Origin of the sequence: Streptomyces sp. NPDC096176, assembly GCF_044763255.1 — a bacterium.
Taxonomy (GTDB): domain Bacteria; phylum Actinomycetota; class Actinomycetes; order Streptomycetales; family Streptomycetaceae; genus Streptomyces.
Genome location: NZ_JBIWFV010000001.1, coordinates 782435 through 799095, shown reverse-complemented (window position 1 = coordinate 799095; position 16661 = coordinate 782435). Strand labels below are relative to the sequence as shown.

Here is a 16661-nt window from a genome sequence, read left to right as displayed (position 1 = left end):
ATCACTGAGACGCTGGAGGTCATCGGCCGGCTCGACCCGGGCCTGAGCGCCTTCATCGAGGTGTGGAGCAAGGACGCGCTCGCCCGCGAGCGCGCCACGGACCCGGGACTGCCGCTGGCCGGACTGCCGTTCGCCGTGAAGGGGCCTTCGGGCATCCGCTCGTACGCGGCGCGCCGGCTGGTCACGGCGGGCGCGGTGCCGGTCGGCGCCACGTCGGTGCCGGGGCCCGGCACCTACTGGCAGACCTGGGGCCTCGGCGCCCACGGGCCGACCCTCAACCCCTGGCGTGCGGACCGCACCCCGGGCGGGTCGTCCGCGGGCTCGGCGGCGGCGGTCGCGGCGGGGATGGTGGGCCTGGCGACCGGGAGCGACGGCGCGGGCTCGGTACGGATCCCGGCGGCGTGGTGCGGGGTTTTCGGGCTGAAGACGACAAACGGGCTGCTGCCGTCGCCCGACCCTACGGGTCTGGCGGCGGCGGGGGTGCTGACGCCCACCGCGGCGGACGCCCGGTCGTATCTGCGCTGTGTGCTGGACGGGTACGCGCCGGCGCCCCGGGCACTGCCTCTGCGGGCCGTCTGGTCGTCCGACCTCGGCTTCGCCACGACGGACCCCGAGGTGGCGGGCGTCGCCCGGGCGGCGGTGGCACGGCTGGAGTTTGCCGGCGTCGTACGGATGGCCCCGACGGGCTGCGCGCTCCTCGACCCGCTCGACGCCTGGACGGCGGTACGGGGCGGCCGGCCGGCGCAGGGGGCGGCGGTACGGGAGGAGAACGACCGGCGGCTCGACGCGCTGTTCGCGTCGGCGGACGTGCTGTTGACCCCGGCCACTCCCAACCGCCCGCACGGCCACGAGGGACCGGGAACGGATGTCTACTCGACGGCGCTGACCTGGGCGTTCAATCTGAGCAGCCACCCGGCGGCCTGTATCCCGGCCGGCTTCACCGGCGACGGCTGCCCGGTCGGGCTCCAGCTGGTGGCGGCGCGAGGGGCGGACGTCTCACTGGTCGAAATGGCGGTGGCCGCTCAGGAGCGCCTGATTAGTGTGCGGCCATGACGACTCACGAGCTCGCCCAGGTGAACACAGGACGCCTCAAAAACCCTTTGGACGCACCGCAGTTGAAGGACTTCGTGGACAACCTCGCCCCGGTGAACGCGGTCGCGGACGCCGCCGACGGCTTCGTCTGGCGGCTCCAGACCGAGGGCGGTGACGCGACGGACCTGCGGATCTTCGGCGACGAGTGGCTGCTGGTGAACATGTCGGTGTGGCGGGACCCGAATGCCCTGACGGCCTTCATGTACCAGGGCACGCACAGGGAACTGCTGGCGCGGCGCTACGAGTTCTTCGAGCGCATGCAGGAGGTCATGACCACGCTGTGGTGGGTCCCCGCAGGCCACCGCCCCACGGTCCGTGAGGCGGAGGAACGCCTGCTGCACATCCGCGAGCACGGCCCGACGGAGCGGGCGTTCACCCTGCGGAAGACCTTCCCGGCGCCCGGGGTGCGCTGATCAGCGGCGCCTGTCGTCCAGCACCTGCGCGCGTGCGGCGCTCGTGGTTGCTCCGCCTGCGACGGAGTCCGAAGGAGCGGTCGACGCTCACGTGTCGACCGGCCCCGTCCCCTCGGCGATCGCGTTCGTCACCTCCCCCACCCGGGCCTGTTCCTCCGCCTCGAAGCGTTCCCGGTCGAGTTGTTCGGCGATCTCCTCGTCCTGCGACATCAGCAGGTCGAGACTGGCGTCACCCATCTCGAGGACACCCATGTCGAGGTAGGCCTTCTGCAGCCGCTCACCCCACAGTCCGATGTCCTTCACACAGGGCACGATGCGGCTGAACAGCAGCTTGCGGAAGAGGTGGAGGTACTCGGACTGCTCCGAGTACTCCTCCGCCTCCTTGCGCGAGATGCCGAAGTTCTCCAGCACCTCCACGCCGCGCAGCCGGTCGCGCATCAGGTAGCAGCCCTCGATGACGAACTCCTCGCGTTCGCGCAGCTCCGCGTCCGACAGCTGTTTGTAGTAGTCGCGCAGCGCCATCCGGCCGAAGGCCACATGGCGGGCCTCGTCCTGCATGATGTAGGCGAGGATCTGCTTGGGCAGCGGCTTGGTCGTGGTGTCGCGGATCATGCCGAACGCGGCGAGCGCCAGGCCCTCGATGAGCACCTGCATGCCGAGGTAGGGCATGTCCCAGCGGGAGTCGCGCAAGGTGTCCCCGAGCAGCGACTGAAGGTTGTCGTTGATCGGGTAGAGCATGCCGATCTTCTCGTGCAGGAAGCGGCCGTAGATCTCCGCGTGCCGGGCCTCGTCCATGGTCTGGGTGGCGGAGTAGAACATGGCGTCGAGGTCGGGCACGGATTCGACGATCCGCGCCGCGCAGATCATGGCGCCCTGCTCGCCGTGCAGGAACTGGCTGAACTGCCAGGAGGTGTAGTGCTTGCGCAGCTCGCCCCGGTCGCGTTCCGTCATCTTCGCCCAGTGGCGGGTTCCGTACAGGGTCAGCGCCTCGTCCGGCGTACCCAGCGGGTCGTACGGGTCGACCTCCAGGTCCCAGTCGATGCGCTTGGCGCCGTCCCACTGCTTGTCCTTGCCCTTCTGGTAGAGGGCAAGGAGGCGTTCGCGGCCTTCTTCGTACTCCCAGCCGAAGCGGGCGGCGCCGGAGGCGGGGATCTGCCAGAGCGGACTTTCGGGGGCGTTCGTGTAGCGGTCGTGCGTCGACACTGACGGCTCCTTCGTCTCGTCATCCGTGAAGAGCAGCGGCAGTTGGCAGGCTCACACGCTGATAGACGCAGAGTCAACAACCTGTGCGCGCACTCTTGACGGGCTTACTGACGGGGAGTCTCATAGCGGGACACCGGTACCCCACTCGCGAGGTGCGCACAGCCATGACAACAGTGACCGAACGCGACGTGCAGCTGCTTCGCGACGCACTCGGCCCGCTCCGGGACCGCGAACAGGTCGCGGAGCGCCTGCTCGAGTCGTCCGCCAAGCACTCCTTCGACCCGGACAAGGAACTCGACTGGGAGGCTCCGATCGAGGAGGGCAAGTGGTTCTGGCCCCCCGAGCTGGTCTCCCTCTACGACACCCCGATGTGGCGCAGGATGTCCGAGGAGCAGCGGATGGACCTGGCCCGTCACGAAGCAGCCTCGCTCGCCTCGCTCGGGATCTGGTTCGAGATCATCCTGATGCAGCTGCTGGTGCGCCACATCTACGACAAGTCGCTGACCAGCAACCACGTCCGCTACGCGCTCACCGAGATCGCCGACGAGTGCCGGCACTCGATGATGTTCGCCAGGATGATCAAGAAGGGCGGGGCGCCCGAGTACCCGGTGCCGCGGATCTACCACAACCTGGCCCGCGTCCTGAAGACCGTCTCCACCACCCCCGGCTCGTTCGCCGCGACCCTCCTCGGCGAGGAGATCCTCGACTGGATGCAGCGCCTCACGTTCCCCGACGAGCGGGTGCAGACGCTGGTGCGCGGTGTGACCCGTATCCATGTGGTGGAGGAGGCGCGCCATGTGCGGTACGCCCGCGAGGAGTTGCGCCGCCAGATGGTGAGCGCGCCACGTTGGGAGCAGGAGTTCACCCGCATCAGCTGCGGAGAAGCGGCCCGCGTCTTCAGCGTCTGCTTCATCAACCCCAAGGTGTACGACAACGTCGGCCTCGACCGGCGCGAGGCCGTCGCCCAGGTGAGGGCGAGCGGGCACCGGCGGGAGGTCATGCAGTCCGGCGCGCGTCGGCTGACCGACTTCCTGGACGACATCGGTGTCCTGCGGGGGCCCGGCCGCAGGCTGTGGAAGAGTTCCGGCCTTCTCGCGTGATCGTATGAGAGGCGCCGCGCACCGTGCGGTTACGCTGCGGAGCATGACCAGTCCCGCTCCACCGACCCGCGCCTACCGACGGCTCAGTGTCGAGGAACGCCGCGAGCAGCTGCTCGCGGCCGCCCTCACCCTCTTCGCGCACCGGCCGCCGGAGGAGATCTCGCTCGACGACGTGGCGGAGGCGGCCGGGGTGTCGAGGCCGCTCGTCTACCGCTACTTCGCCGGCGGCAAGCAGCAGCTGTACGAGGCCGCTCTGCGCTCGGCCGCCGACCGGCTCGAACAGTGCTTCGCCGAACCGCAGGTGGGACCGCCGACCGAGCGCCTCACCCGCGTCCTGGACCGCTACCTCGTCTTCGTCGACGAGCACGACGCCGGATTCAGCGCGCTGCTGCGCGGCGGAAGCGTCGCAGAGACCTCGCGTACGACCGCGATCGTCGACGAGGTGCGGCGGGCGGCCGCCGAGCAGATCCTGGTCCACCTCGGTGTGGACCGCCCGGGGCCCCGGCTGGGAATGATGGTCCGCACCTGGATCGCGGCGGTCGAAGCGGCGTCGCTGATCTGGCTCGACGAGGACAAGCAGCCGGCGGCGGACGAGCTGCGCGAGTGGCTCGTCGACCACCTTGTCGCCCTGCTGGCCGCGACGGCGGCGACCGACGAGGAAACGGCCGCCGTCGTGGCGGACCTGCTCGAACAGGAGAGCCCCAGCGGCCCCGTCGGCACACTGCTGCACAGGCTGGCGCCCTTCGCGGGCGGCGCCGCACACCTGCTGTGACACTGGTCCGGTGAGAAGCGAGAACACCCCCTTCGAGGGCGGCCCCCTCGACGGCCGCGTGCTGCCCGTGCTGGTCGGCCCCACCGGCCACCCGCCGAAGTGGTACAAGGTCCCCGTCCCGAACGACGAGGGCACCCCGCCCACCGTCCACGCCTACCGCCGCGTCGCCTCCGGCTACAGCAAGCGGCTCGGACTGCAACGCGGCTGGAAGTACGCGTACGCGCCCGAGGGCGTGGAACGGCGCGAGGTGAAGTGGCCCTGGTCGAAGCCGGGGGGTGGCGCGGCCTAGACCGGGCGGGCCACCCGGGCGGACGGTGGCGGTGCTCCTTGCACTCGCTGGCCGAAGCCGAACGGCGCGCCATAGGATCACGGAACCGTGTCGCCAGGGGGGATGATCGCGATGGAGCCGCTGCAGCAGGACGATCCGGAGCGGATCGGACCGTACCGGACTCTGGCACGCCTGGGTGAATCGGCGAGCTGTGTACGGTTCCTCGCCGCCGGACCGGACGACGAGGACAACGGGCCGGTCGTCGTCGCCCTGGCGCGCCCCGAGCTGTCGAAGCTCGCCGCCTTCCGTCGACGCTTCCACGCGGAGGTGGGCACAGCGGAGCTGCTGGCCGGCGGATGGGTGCAGGCGCCGGTCGACTCGCGCACGGACGGGGAGCAGCTGTGGACGGCCGCCCCGTACGTCCCGGCCCTGACACTGCGCGAGGCGATCGCGCACGCCGGCCCCCTGCCCGAGCGCGCCGTACGGATACTGGGCGCGGCGCTGGCCGAAACCCTGTCGCGGGTGCACGCGACCGGAACGGTCCTGCAAGGGCTCGCGCCGGACACGGTGCTGCTCACGGCGGACGGCCCGCGACTGACGGCGTTCGGTGCGCTGGGTGCGGCGGCAGTGGCCGAGGCGGGCCCCGGCGGGCAACTGTCGGTACGGCTCGGCTATCTGACGCCTGAGCAGGTACTGGGCACGGAACCGGGCACGGCCTCGGACATCTTCGTCCTGGGGCTCCTGCTGGCATACGCGGCCACCGGCACGACCCCCCTCGCCGACGCGGACCGCATCGCACACGCGGCGCCCGATCTCGCCGGCGTCCCCGAGGAGCTGCGGCTCCTGGTGGCCCAGTGCCTGGCCAAGGCACCGGGTGACCGCCCGAGAGCGGGGATGGTGGCCGCGGACCTGGCTCTGGAGGGCGCGGCGGCACTGGCCCGCGACGGTTGGCTCCCCGAGGCGCTGCGAACGTGCCTGTCCACGCAGGCCACGCAGGCGGCGGTGCTGCGGGGCGCCGGGAGCGCGGAGGTCGGCGACAGGGCGACCATGCTGGTCCGCCGTGTGCACCTCCCGGCCGCGTCGCCGGTTGCCCTGCCGGCCCAGGTGGCTCCCGGCGTCCAGCCACCCGCCGGTCCTCCCGCCGGCTTCGGGCCCGCCCCGGCAGGGCAGGCCGCGCCCGCGCCCCTCGCCCTGCCGGGCCGGGCGGCACGCGGCAGCGACAGCAGCGCGGGAGCCGGCGTCGCGCCTGCGTGGCCGGTGGGTGGTGGCGGAGACCGTACGAGCCCCGGGCACCTGGGCGTCCCCGGGCTCGGGGACACGCCCATCGCAGGCGCGCTCCCGCCCGGCCCGACGGCTGCCGGCACCCCCGGGTTCGGCGGGCTCCCGCCAGGCCCGGCGGCCTCCGGCATGCACGCCGGCGCCGGGTTCGCCGCCCCGCCGGGCCTCGCGGGGCCCGGGGCGCCGGTGGCCGCCCCGCCGGGTGGCTCGCCGGGCCGGGGGACGTCGCGGCGCGGGCTGCTCGTCGCAGGCGTCGCCGCGCTGGTCGGGACGGGTGTCGGCGGCGGAATCGGATACGTGCTCTCCGGGTCCGACAAGAAGCAGGAGACGGGCGCCCCCGCTCCCGGGCCGAAGCCCAGCCGCATGGCCGGACTCGCGCCCGACCCGGCGTGGCGGTACGAGCACCCGGCCGACGGCCGCGGCCCCGTCAACGCCGTGCTCTGGCGGGACCGCGTGCTGCTCGTCACCGACAGCACCCGGACCACCGGCGTCGACCTGCGCACCGGCCGTCGTCTCTGGGCCACCGACGGCGCGGCGTCCGCCCTCACGGCCGTACCCGTCGACGCCGAGCTCTGCCTCGTCGTCGGCCCCGACGAACTCCTCTGGATCGCCGCGGGGGACGGCAGGATCGTGCACCGTGTCCCCCACAAGACCCTGGCCCGCCCCGGCGAGACCCTGACCGTCGGCGGTACGGCCGGAGCGGACGGGAGCACCGCCTGGCTGGTCGGCCATGTCACGAAGTCGGTCGAGAAGACCGTCAAGAAGCGCAAGCGGAAGGTCACCGTGAAGGAGACCTACCTGGTCGCCTTCGACCTGACCACCCGTGAGGAACGGTGGCGGGCGCGTGTCCCGGACGGCCGCGCTCCGTACACACCGGGCTATCACCTGGTCGCCGCCCGGCCCGACAGCGTCCTCGTGCGACAGGAGGGCTCCACCCTCACCCCCGCCCAGCGGAAGGCCACGAAGAACGGGTCGGTGCTGCTCGCCTTCGACCGGCGGACGGGCAAGGCGCTCAAGTCCGTGCCGCTCACCGCGGTCGCCGCGAACGCCATCGTCACCGGCGACGGCAGGACGGGCAAGGTCTTCGCCGCCGCGGGCGGCGAGCTGCACGCGTACGACAGCGCCGGCGGCAAGCGGCTGTGGCGCCTGCCGGCCGCGAAGACGACCGGCGAGGCCGGCGTCCATCCGTACGGAACGGCCGCCCTTCACGGGCCCCATCTGTACATCACCAACCGCTACCAGCAGGTGAGCGCTGTCGACATGGCGACAGGACGGCAACTGTGGCGGCGCTGGACCGAGGCCCCGGCATGGCGCCAGACGCCCCGGACCGTGCTCAGCGGCAGCGGCCGTACGGTGCTCGCGGGCGACGCCGCGCAGCTGACGGCGTTCGCGGCACGCGACGGCCGACGGCTGTGGAAATTCCAGGAGGCGGGCTCGACGGACGCCAAGGAGCAGGCCGCGCCGCGCTACACGGTCCTGCCCGGCGGCGGCGGCCGCGCCGTGGTCCAGCGGGGGCGGACCTTCTACGCCCTGCCGGTGGACTGAACGGACCGGCGATCAATTCGCGGCTCCGCCTCCATGTGCGGGCACGGCTCGGCCGTGACCGCGCAGACCTCGGTTACGCCGGGCCGCCCGAGCTGCCGCCGGTTGCGACGGCGAGCCCGGACGGAGGATGCGACGAGGGATACGGCGGGGGCTTCGGGCAGCCGCTCAGGCTCCGGAGGCCGAGGCCAGGTAGGCGGACGTCTTCTCCGGGTCGTAGAAGAAGTTCTCGAAGTCCGCCGGGTCGTTGAAGCCGTTGGCGAACCGGTTCGCGACCTGGGGGAGCTGGCCGGCCGCGCCGATCAGGTTCAGAACGTGCTCCGGCGGGACGCCGAGCATCGCGTTCGTCCACTTGGTGACGTGCTGCGCCGTGTCCCAGTAGCGGTCGAACGTGCCCTGCATCCACTCCTCGTCGAACGGCTTGTCGCCGTGCTCCGTGATCGAGTCGAGGTAGGAGGCGGCGCACTTGGACGCCGAGTTGGAGCCCTGGCCGGTGATCGGGTCGTTGGCCACGACGACGTCCGCGACACCGAGGACCAGACCGCCGCCGGGCAGCCGGCCGATGGGGTTGCGCACGGTGGGGGCGTATCGGCCGGCAAGCGTGCCGCCCGCGTCGGTCAGTTCGACCTTGGTTGCCCGTGCGTACTCCCAGGGCGTGAACTTCTCCATGAGCTCGAGGGTCAGGGAGAGGTGCTCGGCCGGGTCCTTGACCCCCTGGAACACGTCGAGCGGGCCACCGGGGACGCCCTCCCAGAAGAGGATGTCGGCCCGGCCGGACGTGGTGAAGGCCGGCATGACGAACAGCTCGCCGACGCCCGGGACGAGGTTGCAGCGGACCGCCTCGTGGTCGGGGTGCTCGGGGCGCGGGCCGAGACCGTGGACGTAGGCGACGGCGAGCGCGCGCTGCGGCTCGGAGTACGGGGAACGGGACGCGTCACGGCCGAACATCGACACCAGCTCGCCCTTGCCGGCGGACACCATGACCAGGTCGTAGGTGCGGGAGAAGTAGTCCAGGTCGGAGACGGCCGCGCCGTGGATGACAAGCTGCCCGCCGCGCTGGGCGAACGTCTCCATCCAGCCGGCCATCTTCACCCGCTGGTCCACGGACTGGGCGTAACCGTCGAGCCTGCCGACCCAGTCGACGGCACGGCTCGAGTCGGGAGCGGCGACGGAGACGCCGACGCCCTCGATCTTCGGCGCCTGCGACTCCCAGAAGTTGATGCCGAGGTCGCGTTCGTGCTGGAGGGCGGTGTGGAACATGCACTGCGTGGACATGACCCGGCCGGACCGGATCTCGTCCGCCGTGCGGTTGGACATCAGGGTGACCTCGTAGCCCTTGGACTGGAGGCCGAGGGCGAGCTGGAGACCGGACTGCCCGGCTCCGACTATGAGTATCTTCCGCATGGCGAGGGGTTCTCCGTTGATGTTCGGGAGGCTATTCGGGGGTGGCCTCGAGAGCGTGGGCGACCAGGGCCAGCAGGGACTCGATCACCGTGATCCGGTTACGGGCGTCCATGATCACAACAGGTACGTGCGGCGGCACCGTCAGGGCCTCCCGTACGTCCGCGGTCTCGTACGCGGTCGTTCCCTCGAAGTGGTTGACGGCCACGATGTACGGCAGCCCGCAGCTCTCGAAGTAGTCGAGCGCCGGGAAGCAGTCCGCCAGCCGCCGGGTGTCCGCGAGCACGATCGCGCCGATCGCACCGCGCACCAGGTCGTCCCACATGAACCAGAAACGCTGCTGACCGGGCGTGCCGAAGACGTAGAGCACCAGGTCGTCGTCGAGCGTGATCCGGCCGAAGTCCATTGCCACGGTCGTGGTGACCTTGTCGGGCGTGTCGGTGAGGTCGTCGGTGTCCTCGCTCGCCCGGGTCATCAGCGCCTCTGTCTGCAGCGGCGTGATTTCGGAGACAGAGCCGACGAACGTCGTCTTGCCGACGCCGAAGCCGCCCGCGACCACGACCTTCGTCGCGGTGGGGGCACGGGTGGTGTCCAACTGCCAAGGCTGCAGCGCCTCTTCGGGCTGCGGGCGGGCGGCTGCTTGGCGAGGGACTTCCCGGGGAGCGGCCTGGGACCGGGTGGGAAGCGTGTCAGAGGCGGCGGAGTCCACTCAGCACCCTTTCGAGCAGTGCGCGGTCGGGCTGACCGGTGCCGTGACCGGTTCCGTACACGCGGATCTTTCCCTGGTCCGCCAGGTCGCTGAGCAGCACCCGGACGACACCGAGCGGCATCTTGAGCAGCGCCGAGATCTCGGCGACGGTACGCATACGGCGGCAGAGCTCGACGATCGCCCGCAGCTCGGGCATGACCCGCGAGGCGAGGTTGCCACCGGGCAGCTCCCTTCGCTCGGGCGGTGCCTCGAGCGCGGCGACGAACGTCTCGACGAGCAGTACGTGCCCGAAACGGGTACGGCCGCCGGTGAGGGAGTACGGGCGGACCCGTGCGGGACGTTTGCCGTCGCCGCGCACCGGAAGTTTGGGGGCGGACATCACAGGCCACTCTCCATCGATTTGCGCAGTTCGCTGCGGACTTCGGGGGTGAGGACGTGTCCGGCGCGGCCCACGAAGAGGGCCATGTGGTAGGCGACGACGCTCATGTCGCAATCGGGGGTCGCGTGCACCCCGAGCAGGGAGCCGTCACTGATCGACATGACGAAGAGGCTTCCCTCCTCCATGGCGACCATCGTCTGCTTGACGCCGCCGCCTTCCATCAGGCCCGCGGCACCGATGGTGAGGCTGCCGATGCCCGAGACGATGGTGGCGAGGTCCGCGCTGGAGCCTCGGGGGCCATCGGGGCGGCCGACGGCGGCCGGGGCTGCGTTCTGCTCAGGGTCGGAGGACAGCAGCAGAAGTCCGTCGGACGAGACGACGGCGACCGACCGTACTCCTGGCACCTCCTCCACCAGATTGCCCAGCAACCACTGAAGGTTGCGGGCCTCGCTGCTCAGGCCGAACGTGCCGGTCGCAGTCAACTGCGTGCCTCCTCGACTGTGTCCCCCGTTTCTGCTTCGGTGTCCCGCTGGTTCGTCTGTCCTGTGGTCGCTTGTGCTGTGGTCTCCGCGATCTCGGCCTCGGCGTCCAGCCGGCCCTTGTTCGCCCCCTGGTGGAAGCCACCGAGCCGACGGCGCAGCGCCTCTGCGTCGATGCTCCCGGTGCGCTCGGTGGGGCCGGCGGCCGGCTTGACCGACTTGGGAGTGCGCTTGGGCAGGCCCTTGTCGGTGACGCGGTGCTGGGCGGCAGGGGCCGTTGGCGTCTCGTGCGAAGGCGTGGCGGGCGAGGGCGTCTCGACCGAAGGCGTTCCGGGCGTGGGCTCCGTCACCGCAGGCGTCTCGGCGGGGTACTCCTCGGGCAGGGCGTCCTCGGCCGGGTACTCCTCGGCGGCGGGGTCCATGGGCGCCGCCTGCCGCGGCAGGCGCATGGTGAACGTCTCCTGGTCGATCCCGGCCGTCTCCGGTTCGCCGTCGGCCGTCCGCTCGTGCGTCTCCCGCTCCGCGGCCGCGGCCAGGATCGCCCGCTCCGCGGCTTCGACGAACGGGTCGCTCTCAGCGGCGACGGCAGGCTCGGGATCGCCGTCGCCGTCGCCGTCACGGAAATCGTCGTGGAGGTCGTCGCGAAGATCGCCGTGGACGTCTTCGTCCAGTGCGTCGGCGGTGTCGACAGCGCCGCCCGCGTCGGCGTCCTGATCCGCCTCGGCGTCCGCCGCAGCGCCCCTCTCCCCTCTCAGGACCGCTTCCGCCGCGCTCCGTTGGGGACTGCGCGGCAGTGCGTTCGAGTTGGCCTCGGCCACCGAACCCGGGAGGTTCAGCGCGGGCGCGGTCCCCGACATGGGCACCTGGCGCTCGGCCGCGGCCGGCGGCCCGGTCGGCAGCAGCCCCTTCGGTACGACGACGACCGCGGTGATCCCGCCCTGTTTGTGCTCCCGCAGCTGGATCCGCACACCGTGACGCGCCGCCAGCAGCGCGGCCACCCGCAGTCCGAGGCCTTCGCCCTCGCGGCCCGCGGGGGGCTCGGTCTCGTACGTCTCGGGGGCCTCGAGGCGTGCGTTGACCTCCGCGATACGGGCCTCGGTCATGCCGATGCCCGCGTCCTGGATCGAGAGCATCACTTCGCCGCTCTCCAGCAGCCAGCCCGACAGCTCCACCTGGGCGTCCGGCGGCGAGAACGAGGTCGCGTTCTCGAGGAGTTCGGCGACCAGGTGGCTGAGGTCGTCCGCGGCGAAGCCGGCGACCTGGGCGTGCGGGGGCAGGGACTGGATGACCACGCGCTCGTAGCGCTCGATCTCGCTGACCGCGGCGCGCAGCACGTCGACGAGCGGGACGGGCCCGACGTGGCCGTGTCCGTGGTCCGTGCCGGCGAGGACCAGGAGGTTCTCGCCGTGCCGGCGCATGACGGTGGCCATGTGGTCGAGCTTGAACAACGTGGCGAGGCGGTCCGGGTCCTGCTCGCGCTCCTCCAGGTTCTCGATGACACCGAGTTGCCGCTCGACGAGGCCGAGGGTCCGCAGGGAGAGGTTGACGAAGGTGTGGTGGACGGTGTGGCGCAGCCGTTCCAGCTCGGTGGTGATCTCGGCGGTGCGCTGCTGCAGCTCGGCGCGCGCCGAGGTCAGTTCGGTCTCGAGCGCCTCGCGCGCACCGATGAGGTCGCTGCGGTCGCTGTCCAGGAGCTCGGCGCGCGTGCCGAGGTCGCGGACCTTGCCGTGCAGGGTGTTGAGGGACCGTACGACCTGGGCGAACTCGTCGTTGCGGCCGGTGAAGCGGACCGGCTCCTCCGCCTGGGGTGCGGGCGCGTCGGCGAGACGGGCCGCGCCGATGCGCAGGACGGCGAGCGGGCGGGTGAGTGTGCGGGAGACGGCGGCGAGCACGCCGACGGTGACGACCAGAAGGCCGCCGAGCAGAGCGATACGCACTTCGAGGGCGGTGACGTCGTCGTCGCGCAGCTGCTCGAACCGCTCGACCCGGTCGGCGACGAGGGACGACTCCGCACCGCGCATCTGCTCGATGCGGGCGGTGAGCGCGGCCTCGAGCTTGGCCGGGTCGGTGTTGCGTTCGCTGCTGGACAGCCGGGGCTGGTCGGTGAGGCGCGCGAGATAGGTCTCTGCGGCCTTGACCTCGGGTCCAGTGACGGTGGAGCCGAGACGGTCGCGGTCGGTCTTGCCGGCGGCCTGCTGGAAGTCGGCGAGCGCGGCGAGTTCGCGGACTCGTGCCTGCTGCGCGGCGGCGGTGAGGGCGTTACGGGTGCGGGCGTCGGCGCCCGAGTCCTCGCCCGCGTTCTGTACGGGCAGACCGGTGACGGGGTCGTAGGTGAGCACGCTCTCCGGCTGGGGCACGGCCAGCGCGGCGAGCAGCAGCCCGCGGGTGGCGGAGGCCTGTTCGACGGCGAGGCCGAGGGCGGCGGGGGCCCGGGTGGAGTCGGCGGCGCGGGGCGGGGTGCGGTCGGCGAGTTCGTCGGCCAGGGCGCGCAGCGCGGAGATGACAGCCGTGTAGGCCTGGTGGGCCTCCGTCGCGGTGCCGTCGCCGGTGAGGGCGCTGCTGCGGATGGCGGGCACGCCGGCGAGCGAGCGGCGCAGCTCGGCGCGCTCGGCGGGCATGTCGGTCCGGATCTCGTCGATCTGCCGGTCCACACGGGCGCCGAGGCTGCCGGAGATCTTGCGCCGGTCCTTCGCGTCGCCCTTCTGGTCGTCACGGCCGGCCGCGATGTACGCGGTCACCTCGTCGCGCTCGTCGGCGAGCGAGTGGGCGAGGGTGACGGCCTGGCGGTCGAGTCCGGCGAGGGTGACAAGCCGCTGGGACTCGGTCAGTTCCGCGGAGGTGGCGAGGATGCCGGGCGTGCCGGCCGCCACGACCACGAGGCCGACCACGGCGACGCCGGCGACCAGCCGGTTGCGCACCCTGCGGGGCCGCCCTGCCGGTGCTTGCTCGGCAGGGCCGTCGGCGGTGTGCCCGTCCTGCGTCCGTGGTGCCGGGGTCTCTTGGGGGGTGGCCAGGACCTGGGGGTCTCCCGGGGTTCCAGTGGGCCTGCCGCCTTTGCCCCGAGGCCGCTTCTTCTGCACCGGTGCTCGCAATCTTGCTTGACTCGTCCACCCATGAAGCAGAGATGACGACCGGTCACGCGCGTAAGCCCCACCCCTGGTACGGCTTCCGACCATTCCAGTGCTTTCGGGAGGGAGGCGCGCATCGGCCGCTCCGCCACCCGAACGAGTGAACAACACTCAGGAGTTGGCGAACAACTCCCGGGAGCGCCCGTACGGCCCGTGCACGGTCCCCGGGTTGGACCTTCCGGCCACCCTTTGGCAGGATGCGCGCCCGCACCTTCGCACAGCGCGCCATTCCGGGCGAAGCACCCGGTCTGACCTGCCGGTACGGGCCGATCGTCGGTGCGCGGCGACCTTGTGAAGGTCTCATGCAGACTGGCTTCATGCGTATCGAACTCGCCACCTCCCCCGGCTCCCCCGAACGCCCCAACGAGGACTGGGTGTCCGTGGCCCTGCCCGCCTCGGGACAGGGCGGAACGGTCGTGGCGCTGGACGGTGTCACGCCTCCCTCCGGCGATGCGGGATGCGTGCACGGTGTGCCCTGGTTCACCGCCCGCCTCGGGGGCGCACTCGTCGAACTGTCCGGTTCGCGGCGCGACCTCACGCTTCGAGAGACTCTCGCGGAGTCAATCCGGCGCACTGCGGACGCCCACCGCGACATGTGTGACCTTTCTCACGTTCGCACGCCGCAGGCAACGGTGGTCCTGGCGCGTTGGGGCGGGCCGGAGGAAGAGGTCGAGTATCTGGTGCTCTCCGACTCCACTCTGCTGCTGGAGTCTCCGGAGGGCACGGTCGGCGCGGTGCTCGACGACCGGCTGGACCGCCTGCCGCGCGAGGCGCTGCGCACCCACGCGTCGGCCGACGCGCTGCGGAACGCCGAGGGCGGGTTCTTCACTGCGGCGGCCGACCCGTCGGTGGCGCTGCGCGCGGTCGCGGGCAGCGTTCCCCGGGAGCGGGTGCGCGCCCTGGCCGCCCTGACGGACGGAGCGTCCCGCTGGGTCGACATGTTCGCGGAGGGCGACTGGGGAGACTGCGTTGCGCTGCTGCGCGAACAGGGGGCGCAGGGGCTGATCGACCGGGTGCGGGATCTGGAGACCGCGGCGAAGGCCCGCACGGCGGTGCTCCGGTGGAAGCTCCACGACGACGCGTCGGCGGTCTTCGCGGAGCTGTGACGCGGCCCGTTCGCCCGGCCGGGCTGGGGCGGCCGACCCGTCGGTGGAACTGCGCGCGGTCACGGGCGGCGTTCCGCGGAGTGGGGTACGCGCCCTGACCGCCCAGCGGCGCGCCGGCGCGCTCGCCCGGCCGGCTGCCGGTCAGCTCTCGGCGCGGGCGTTGAGCTGGTGGAGCAGGCGGGCGAGCTCCGCGACCTCGCCGCGGTCCCAGCCGGCGAGCTTGCTCATGTACCGGTCGCGGCGTGCGTCGCGCACATGACGGAAGCGGGCCAGACCCTCGTCCGTGAGCTGTACGAGGGAAGCCCGGCCGTCGGCCGGGTCCGGTTCGCGGGCGACCAGGCCGAGTTCCTCCAGGGCGCGCAACTGGCGGCTCATGGTCGCCTTGCCGACGCCGAAGTAGCCGGCCAGCTCCGTGGCCCGCTGCGCACCCGCTTCCTCCAGCCGTACGAGCAGTCCGTACGCGGCGGGTTCCAGCTCCGGGTGCACCTCACGCGCCATTTCGCCGGAGGAAGCCCTCGCGCGGCGCAGAAACACCGACAACTCCCGCTCCAGGGCGAGGAACTCCTGGTCCCCACCGCTTCTTCCCCGGGGGCCCGCTCCACTCGCCGTACCGCCTCCGTGCACGTCAGCACCCCTCGCACGCTTGTCCGGTCCTGAAAATTGTTTCCGGCGGCCGGCATTGCCGCAGCTCCACCAGTATTTCGCAGGCACAGACCAAGGACGGCGACGGTCCCCCTTCCGCCGAGGGTTCTGCGCGCGGCCGATCGTCGGCGACCACACCACGTTCAACGGCGCCTACGACCGCGTCCAGGCCCCCGCCGACGGCTGAGCCGTCCGCACACGCCCCGGGGCCGCCCGCTCCGCCGGGCCGGTCGTCACGACCAGTGCGCGGGGCGGGTCAGCCCGTCCGGGAGCCGGGCGGCCGCGTCGCCCCTGGCCGCGTTGAGCTGCGGCTGGGTGAGGAAGATGCAGCCGGTCAGGTCCGCGCCGGACAGATCGGCGTCCCTGAGGTCGGCTCCGATGAGATCGGCCAGCCGCAAATCCGCGCCCCTCAGATCGGCCGCGATCAGATAGGCGCCGCGCAGGCTGACACCCCGCAGATCCGCGTTCCTGAGCGCGGCCCCCATCAGATCGGCGCCCCTGCGGTCCTTCTTCTTGCGCCTGACCTCCGCGCGGACGAGCTCGCTGGTCCGCAGCAGCAGGGCATTGACCTCCTGGCGGTGTGCGGCGACGTCAAGCCTCCGCAGGGCGTCGGGCGCGAGGCGGGTCAGCTCCGTGACGGACTCGCGCTGCCGGCGCAGATCCGCGTGCACCTCGCGCGCGGCGCGGAGCGTCAGTGCCTCCTCGACGTACCAGAGCAGCTCGTGGAGCTGCCGTACGACGGGGAAGACCGCGAACATCTCGTCGGCCGTTTCCGGGGCCTGCCGCCAGTCCCGGCCGCCGAAGGTGACCTGGGAGACCCGCTGTCCGGCGCCGAAGCAGTCGTAGACGGTGCAGCCCTGGAAGCCGCTCTCGCGGAGGCGGGTGTGGATGCCGCAGCTGAAGTCGGTGCGCAGATTGGCGCAGGGCTTCCCGCCGTCCTTGTTCACCGCGAAGTCGGCGGAGGCGGCGAAGGGCAGTGCGACGCAGCACAGCCCGAAGCAGTTCGAGCAGTCGGCCTGCAGAGCGGTCATCCGTCCATTGTGCGGGACGTGTGGACACCGCTCGGGCCCGGCGGTGGGTCACCGGACGCTGTCGGGCAGCGTCCGGATCACCCCGCCGGGCCCGTCACAGGAACCGAGGCGGCGATTG

15 protein-coding genes are annotated in these 16661 nt (G+C 72.0%); 7 read left to right on the top strand and 8 right to left on the bottom strand.

Annotated features, from left to right (window positions below):
• Together ACIQ7Q_RS03835 and ACIQ7Q_RS03830 are read left to right on the top strand one after the other, a co-directional pair.
• A complete protein-coding gene (locus tag ACIQ7Q_RS03835; RefSeq protein ID WP_403856425.1) occupies positions 1–1053 on the top strand; it encodes an amidase family protein in 1053 nt (350 codons plus the stop codon).
• Entirely contained in the window at positions 1050–1505 is a 456-nt protein-coding gene (locus ACIQ7Q_RS03830; protein ID WP_403855906.1) for a DUF3291 domain-containing protein, read from the top strand. The genes ACIQ7Q_RS03835 and ACIQ7Q_RS03830 overlap by 4 nt, the downstream gene beginning before the upstream one ends.
• 87 nt (positions 1506–1592) lie before the next feature.
• Here ACIQ7Q_RS03830 and ACIQ7Q_RS03825 read toward each other — a convergent pair whose 3' ends face one another.
• Positions 1593–2708, bottom strand: coding sequence for a ferritin-like domain-containing protein (locus ACIQ7Q_RS03825; protein WP_403855904.1), 1116 nt, complete (start codon positions 2706–2708; stop codon positions 1593–1595).
• A 164-nt stretch (positions 2709–2872) separates the two neighbouring features.
• On the opposite strand from ACIQ7Q_RS03825, the gene ACIQ7Q_RS03820 reads away from it, so the two are divergent.
• From ACIQ7Q_RS03820 to ACIQ7Q_RS03805, 4 genes are all read left to right on the top strand, one after another.
• Positions 2873–3808 carry a diiron oxygenase gene (locus ACIQ7Q_RS03820; RefSeq protein WP_403855902.1) on the top strand — a complete coding sequence of 312 codons (936 nt, stop codon included), beginning with the start codon at positions 2873–2875 and terminating at the stop codon, positions 3806–3808.
• 43 nt (positions 3809–3851) lie between these two features.
• Positions 3852–4580: a TetR/AcrR family transcriptional regulator gene (locus ACIQ7Q_RS03815; RefSeq protein ID WP_403855900.1), complete on the top strand. Its 729-nt coding sequence runs from the start codon at positions 3852–3854 to the stop codon at positions 4578–4580.
• 10 nt (positions 4581–4590) lie between these two features.
• On the top strand, positions 4591–4869 hold the full coding sequence (locus tag ACIQ7Q_RS03810) for a hypothetical protein (protein WP_403855898.1): 279 nt from the start codon (positions 4591–4593) through the stop codon (positions 4867–4869).
• A gap of 111 nt (positions 4870–4980) precedes the next feature.
• Positions 4981–7671 carry a PQQ-binding-like beta-propeller repeat protein gene (locus ACIQ7Q_RS03805; protein ID WP_403855896.1) on the top strand — a complete coding sequence of 897 codons (2691 nt, stop codon included), beginning with the start codon at positions 4981–4983 and terminating at the stop codon, positions 7669–7671.
• Positions 7672–7836: 165 nt separating this feature from the next.
• On the opposite strand, the gene ACIQ7Q_RS03800 is transcribed toward ACIQ7Q_RS03805, so the two are convergent.
• From ACIQ7Q_RS03800 to ACIQ7Q_RS03780, 5 genes are read right to left on the bottom strand one after another with little or no spacing between them, the layout of a single operon-like run.
• The gene (locus ACIQ7Q_RS03800; protein WP_403855894.1) at positions 7837–9072 is read right to left on the bottom strand and encodes a styrene monooxygenase/indole monooxygenase family protein; all 1236 of its coding nucleotides are present in this window, start codon (positions 9070–9072) and stop codon (positions 7837–7839) included.
• A 31-nt stretch (positions 9073–9103) separates the two neighbouring features.
• Entirely contained in the window at positions 9104–9778 is a 675-nt protein-coding gene (locus tag ACIQ7Q_RS03795) for a GTP-binding protein (protein ID WP_403855892.1), read from the bottom strand.
• Positions 9759–10157, bottom strand: coding sequence for a DUF742 domain-containing protein (locus ACIQ7Q_RS03790; RefSeq protein ID WP_403855890.1), 399 nt, complete (start codon positions 10155–10157; stop codon positions 9759–9761). Before ACIQ7Q_RS03790 ends, ACIQ7Q_RS03795 begins: the two co-directional genes overlap by 20 nt.
• Complete coding sequence (locus ACIQ7Q_RS03785; protein ID WP_403855888.1) at positions 10157–10639, bottom strand: roadblock/LC7 domain-containing protein; 483 nt, start codon at positions 10637–10639, stop codon at positions 10157–10159. Before ACIQ7Q_RS03785 ends, ACIQ7Q_RS03790 begins: the two co-directional genes overlap by 1 nt.
• Positions 10636–13716, bottom strand: coding sequence for a nitrate- and nitrite sensing domain-containing protein (locus ACIQ7Q_RS03780; RefSeq protein ID WP_403855886.1), 3081 nt, complete (start codon positions 13714–13716; stop codon positions 10636–10638). Before ACIQ7Q_RS03780 ends, ACIQ7Q_RS03785 begins: the two co-directional genes overlap by 4 nt.
• Positions 13717–14081: 365 nt before the next feature.
• On the opposite strand from ACIQ7Q_RS03780, the gene ACIQ7Q_RS03775 reads away from it, so the two are divergent.
• The gene (locus ACIQ7Q_RS03775; RefSeq protein ID WP_403855884.1) at positions 14082–14870 is read left to right on the top strand and encodes a hypothetical protein; all 789 of its coding nucleotides are present in this window, start codon (positions 14082–14084) and stop codon (positions 14868–14870) included.
• 141 nt (positions 14871–15011) lie between these two features.
• Here ACIQ7Q_RS03775 and ACIQ7Q_RS03770 read toward each other — a convergent pair whose 3' ends face one another.
• Complete coding sequence (locus ACIQ7Q_RS03770) at positions 15012–15494, bottom strand: MarR family winged helix-turn-helix transcriptional regulator (protein WP_403855882.1); 483 nt, start codon at positions 15492–15494, stop codon at positions 15012–15014.
• A gap of 251 nt (positions 15495–15745) precedes the next feature.
• Positions 15746–16543 carry a pentapeptide repeat-containing protein gene (locus tag ACIQ7Q_RS03765; protein WP_403855880.1) on the bottom strand — a complete coding sequence of 266 codons (798 nt, stop codon included), beginning with the start codon at positions 16541–16543 and terminating at the stop codon, positions 15746–15748.
• Between the last annotated feature and the right edge of the window lie 118 nt (positions 16544–16661).

Excerpts from the sequence above, each read along its gene's own strand:
- ACIQ7Q_RS03830 (WP_403855906.1), top strand. The coding sequence starts at position 1,050 with ATGACGACTCACGAGCTCGCCCAGGTGAACACAGGACGCCTCAAAAAC.
- ACIQ7Q_RS03820 (WP_403855902.1), top strand. The coding sequence starts at position 2,873 with ATGACAACAGTGACCGAACGCGACGTGCAGCTGCTTCGCGACGCACTC.
- ACIQ7Q_RS03815 (WP_403855900.1), top strand. The coding sequence starts at position 3,852 with ATGACCAGTCCCGCTCCACCGACCCGCGCCTACCGACGGCTCAGTGTC.
- ACIQ7Q_RS03805 (WP_403855896.1), top strand. The coding sequence starts at position 4,981 with ATGGAGCCGCTGCAGCAGGACGATCCGGAGCGGATCGGACCGTACCGG.
- ACIQ7Q_RS03800 (WP_403855894.1), bottom strand. The coding sequence starts at position 9,072 with ATGCGGAAGATACTCATAGTCGGAGCCGGGCAGTCCGGTCTCCAGCTC.
- ACIQ7Q_RS03790 (WP_403855890.1), bottom strand. The coding sequence starts at position 10,157 with ATGTCCGCCCCCAAACTTCCGGTGCGCGGCGACGGCAAACGTCCCGCA.
- ACIQ7Q_RS03775 (WP_403855884.1), top strand. The coding sequence starts at position 14,082 with ATGCGTATCGAACTCGCCACCTCCCCCGGCTCCCCCGAACGCCCCAAC.
- ACIQ7Q_RS03765 (WP_403855880.1), bottom strand. The coding sequence starts at position 16,543 with ATGACCGCTCTGCAGGCCGACTGCTCGAACTGCTTCGGGCTGTGCTGC.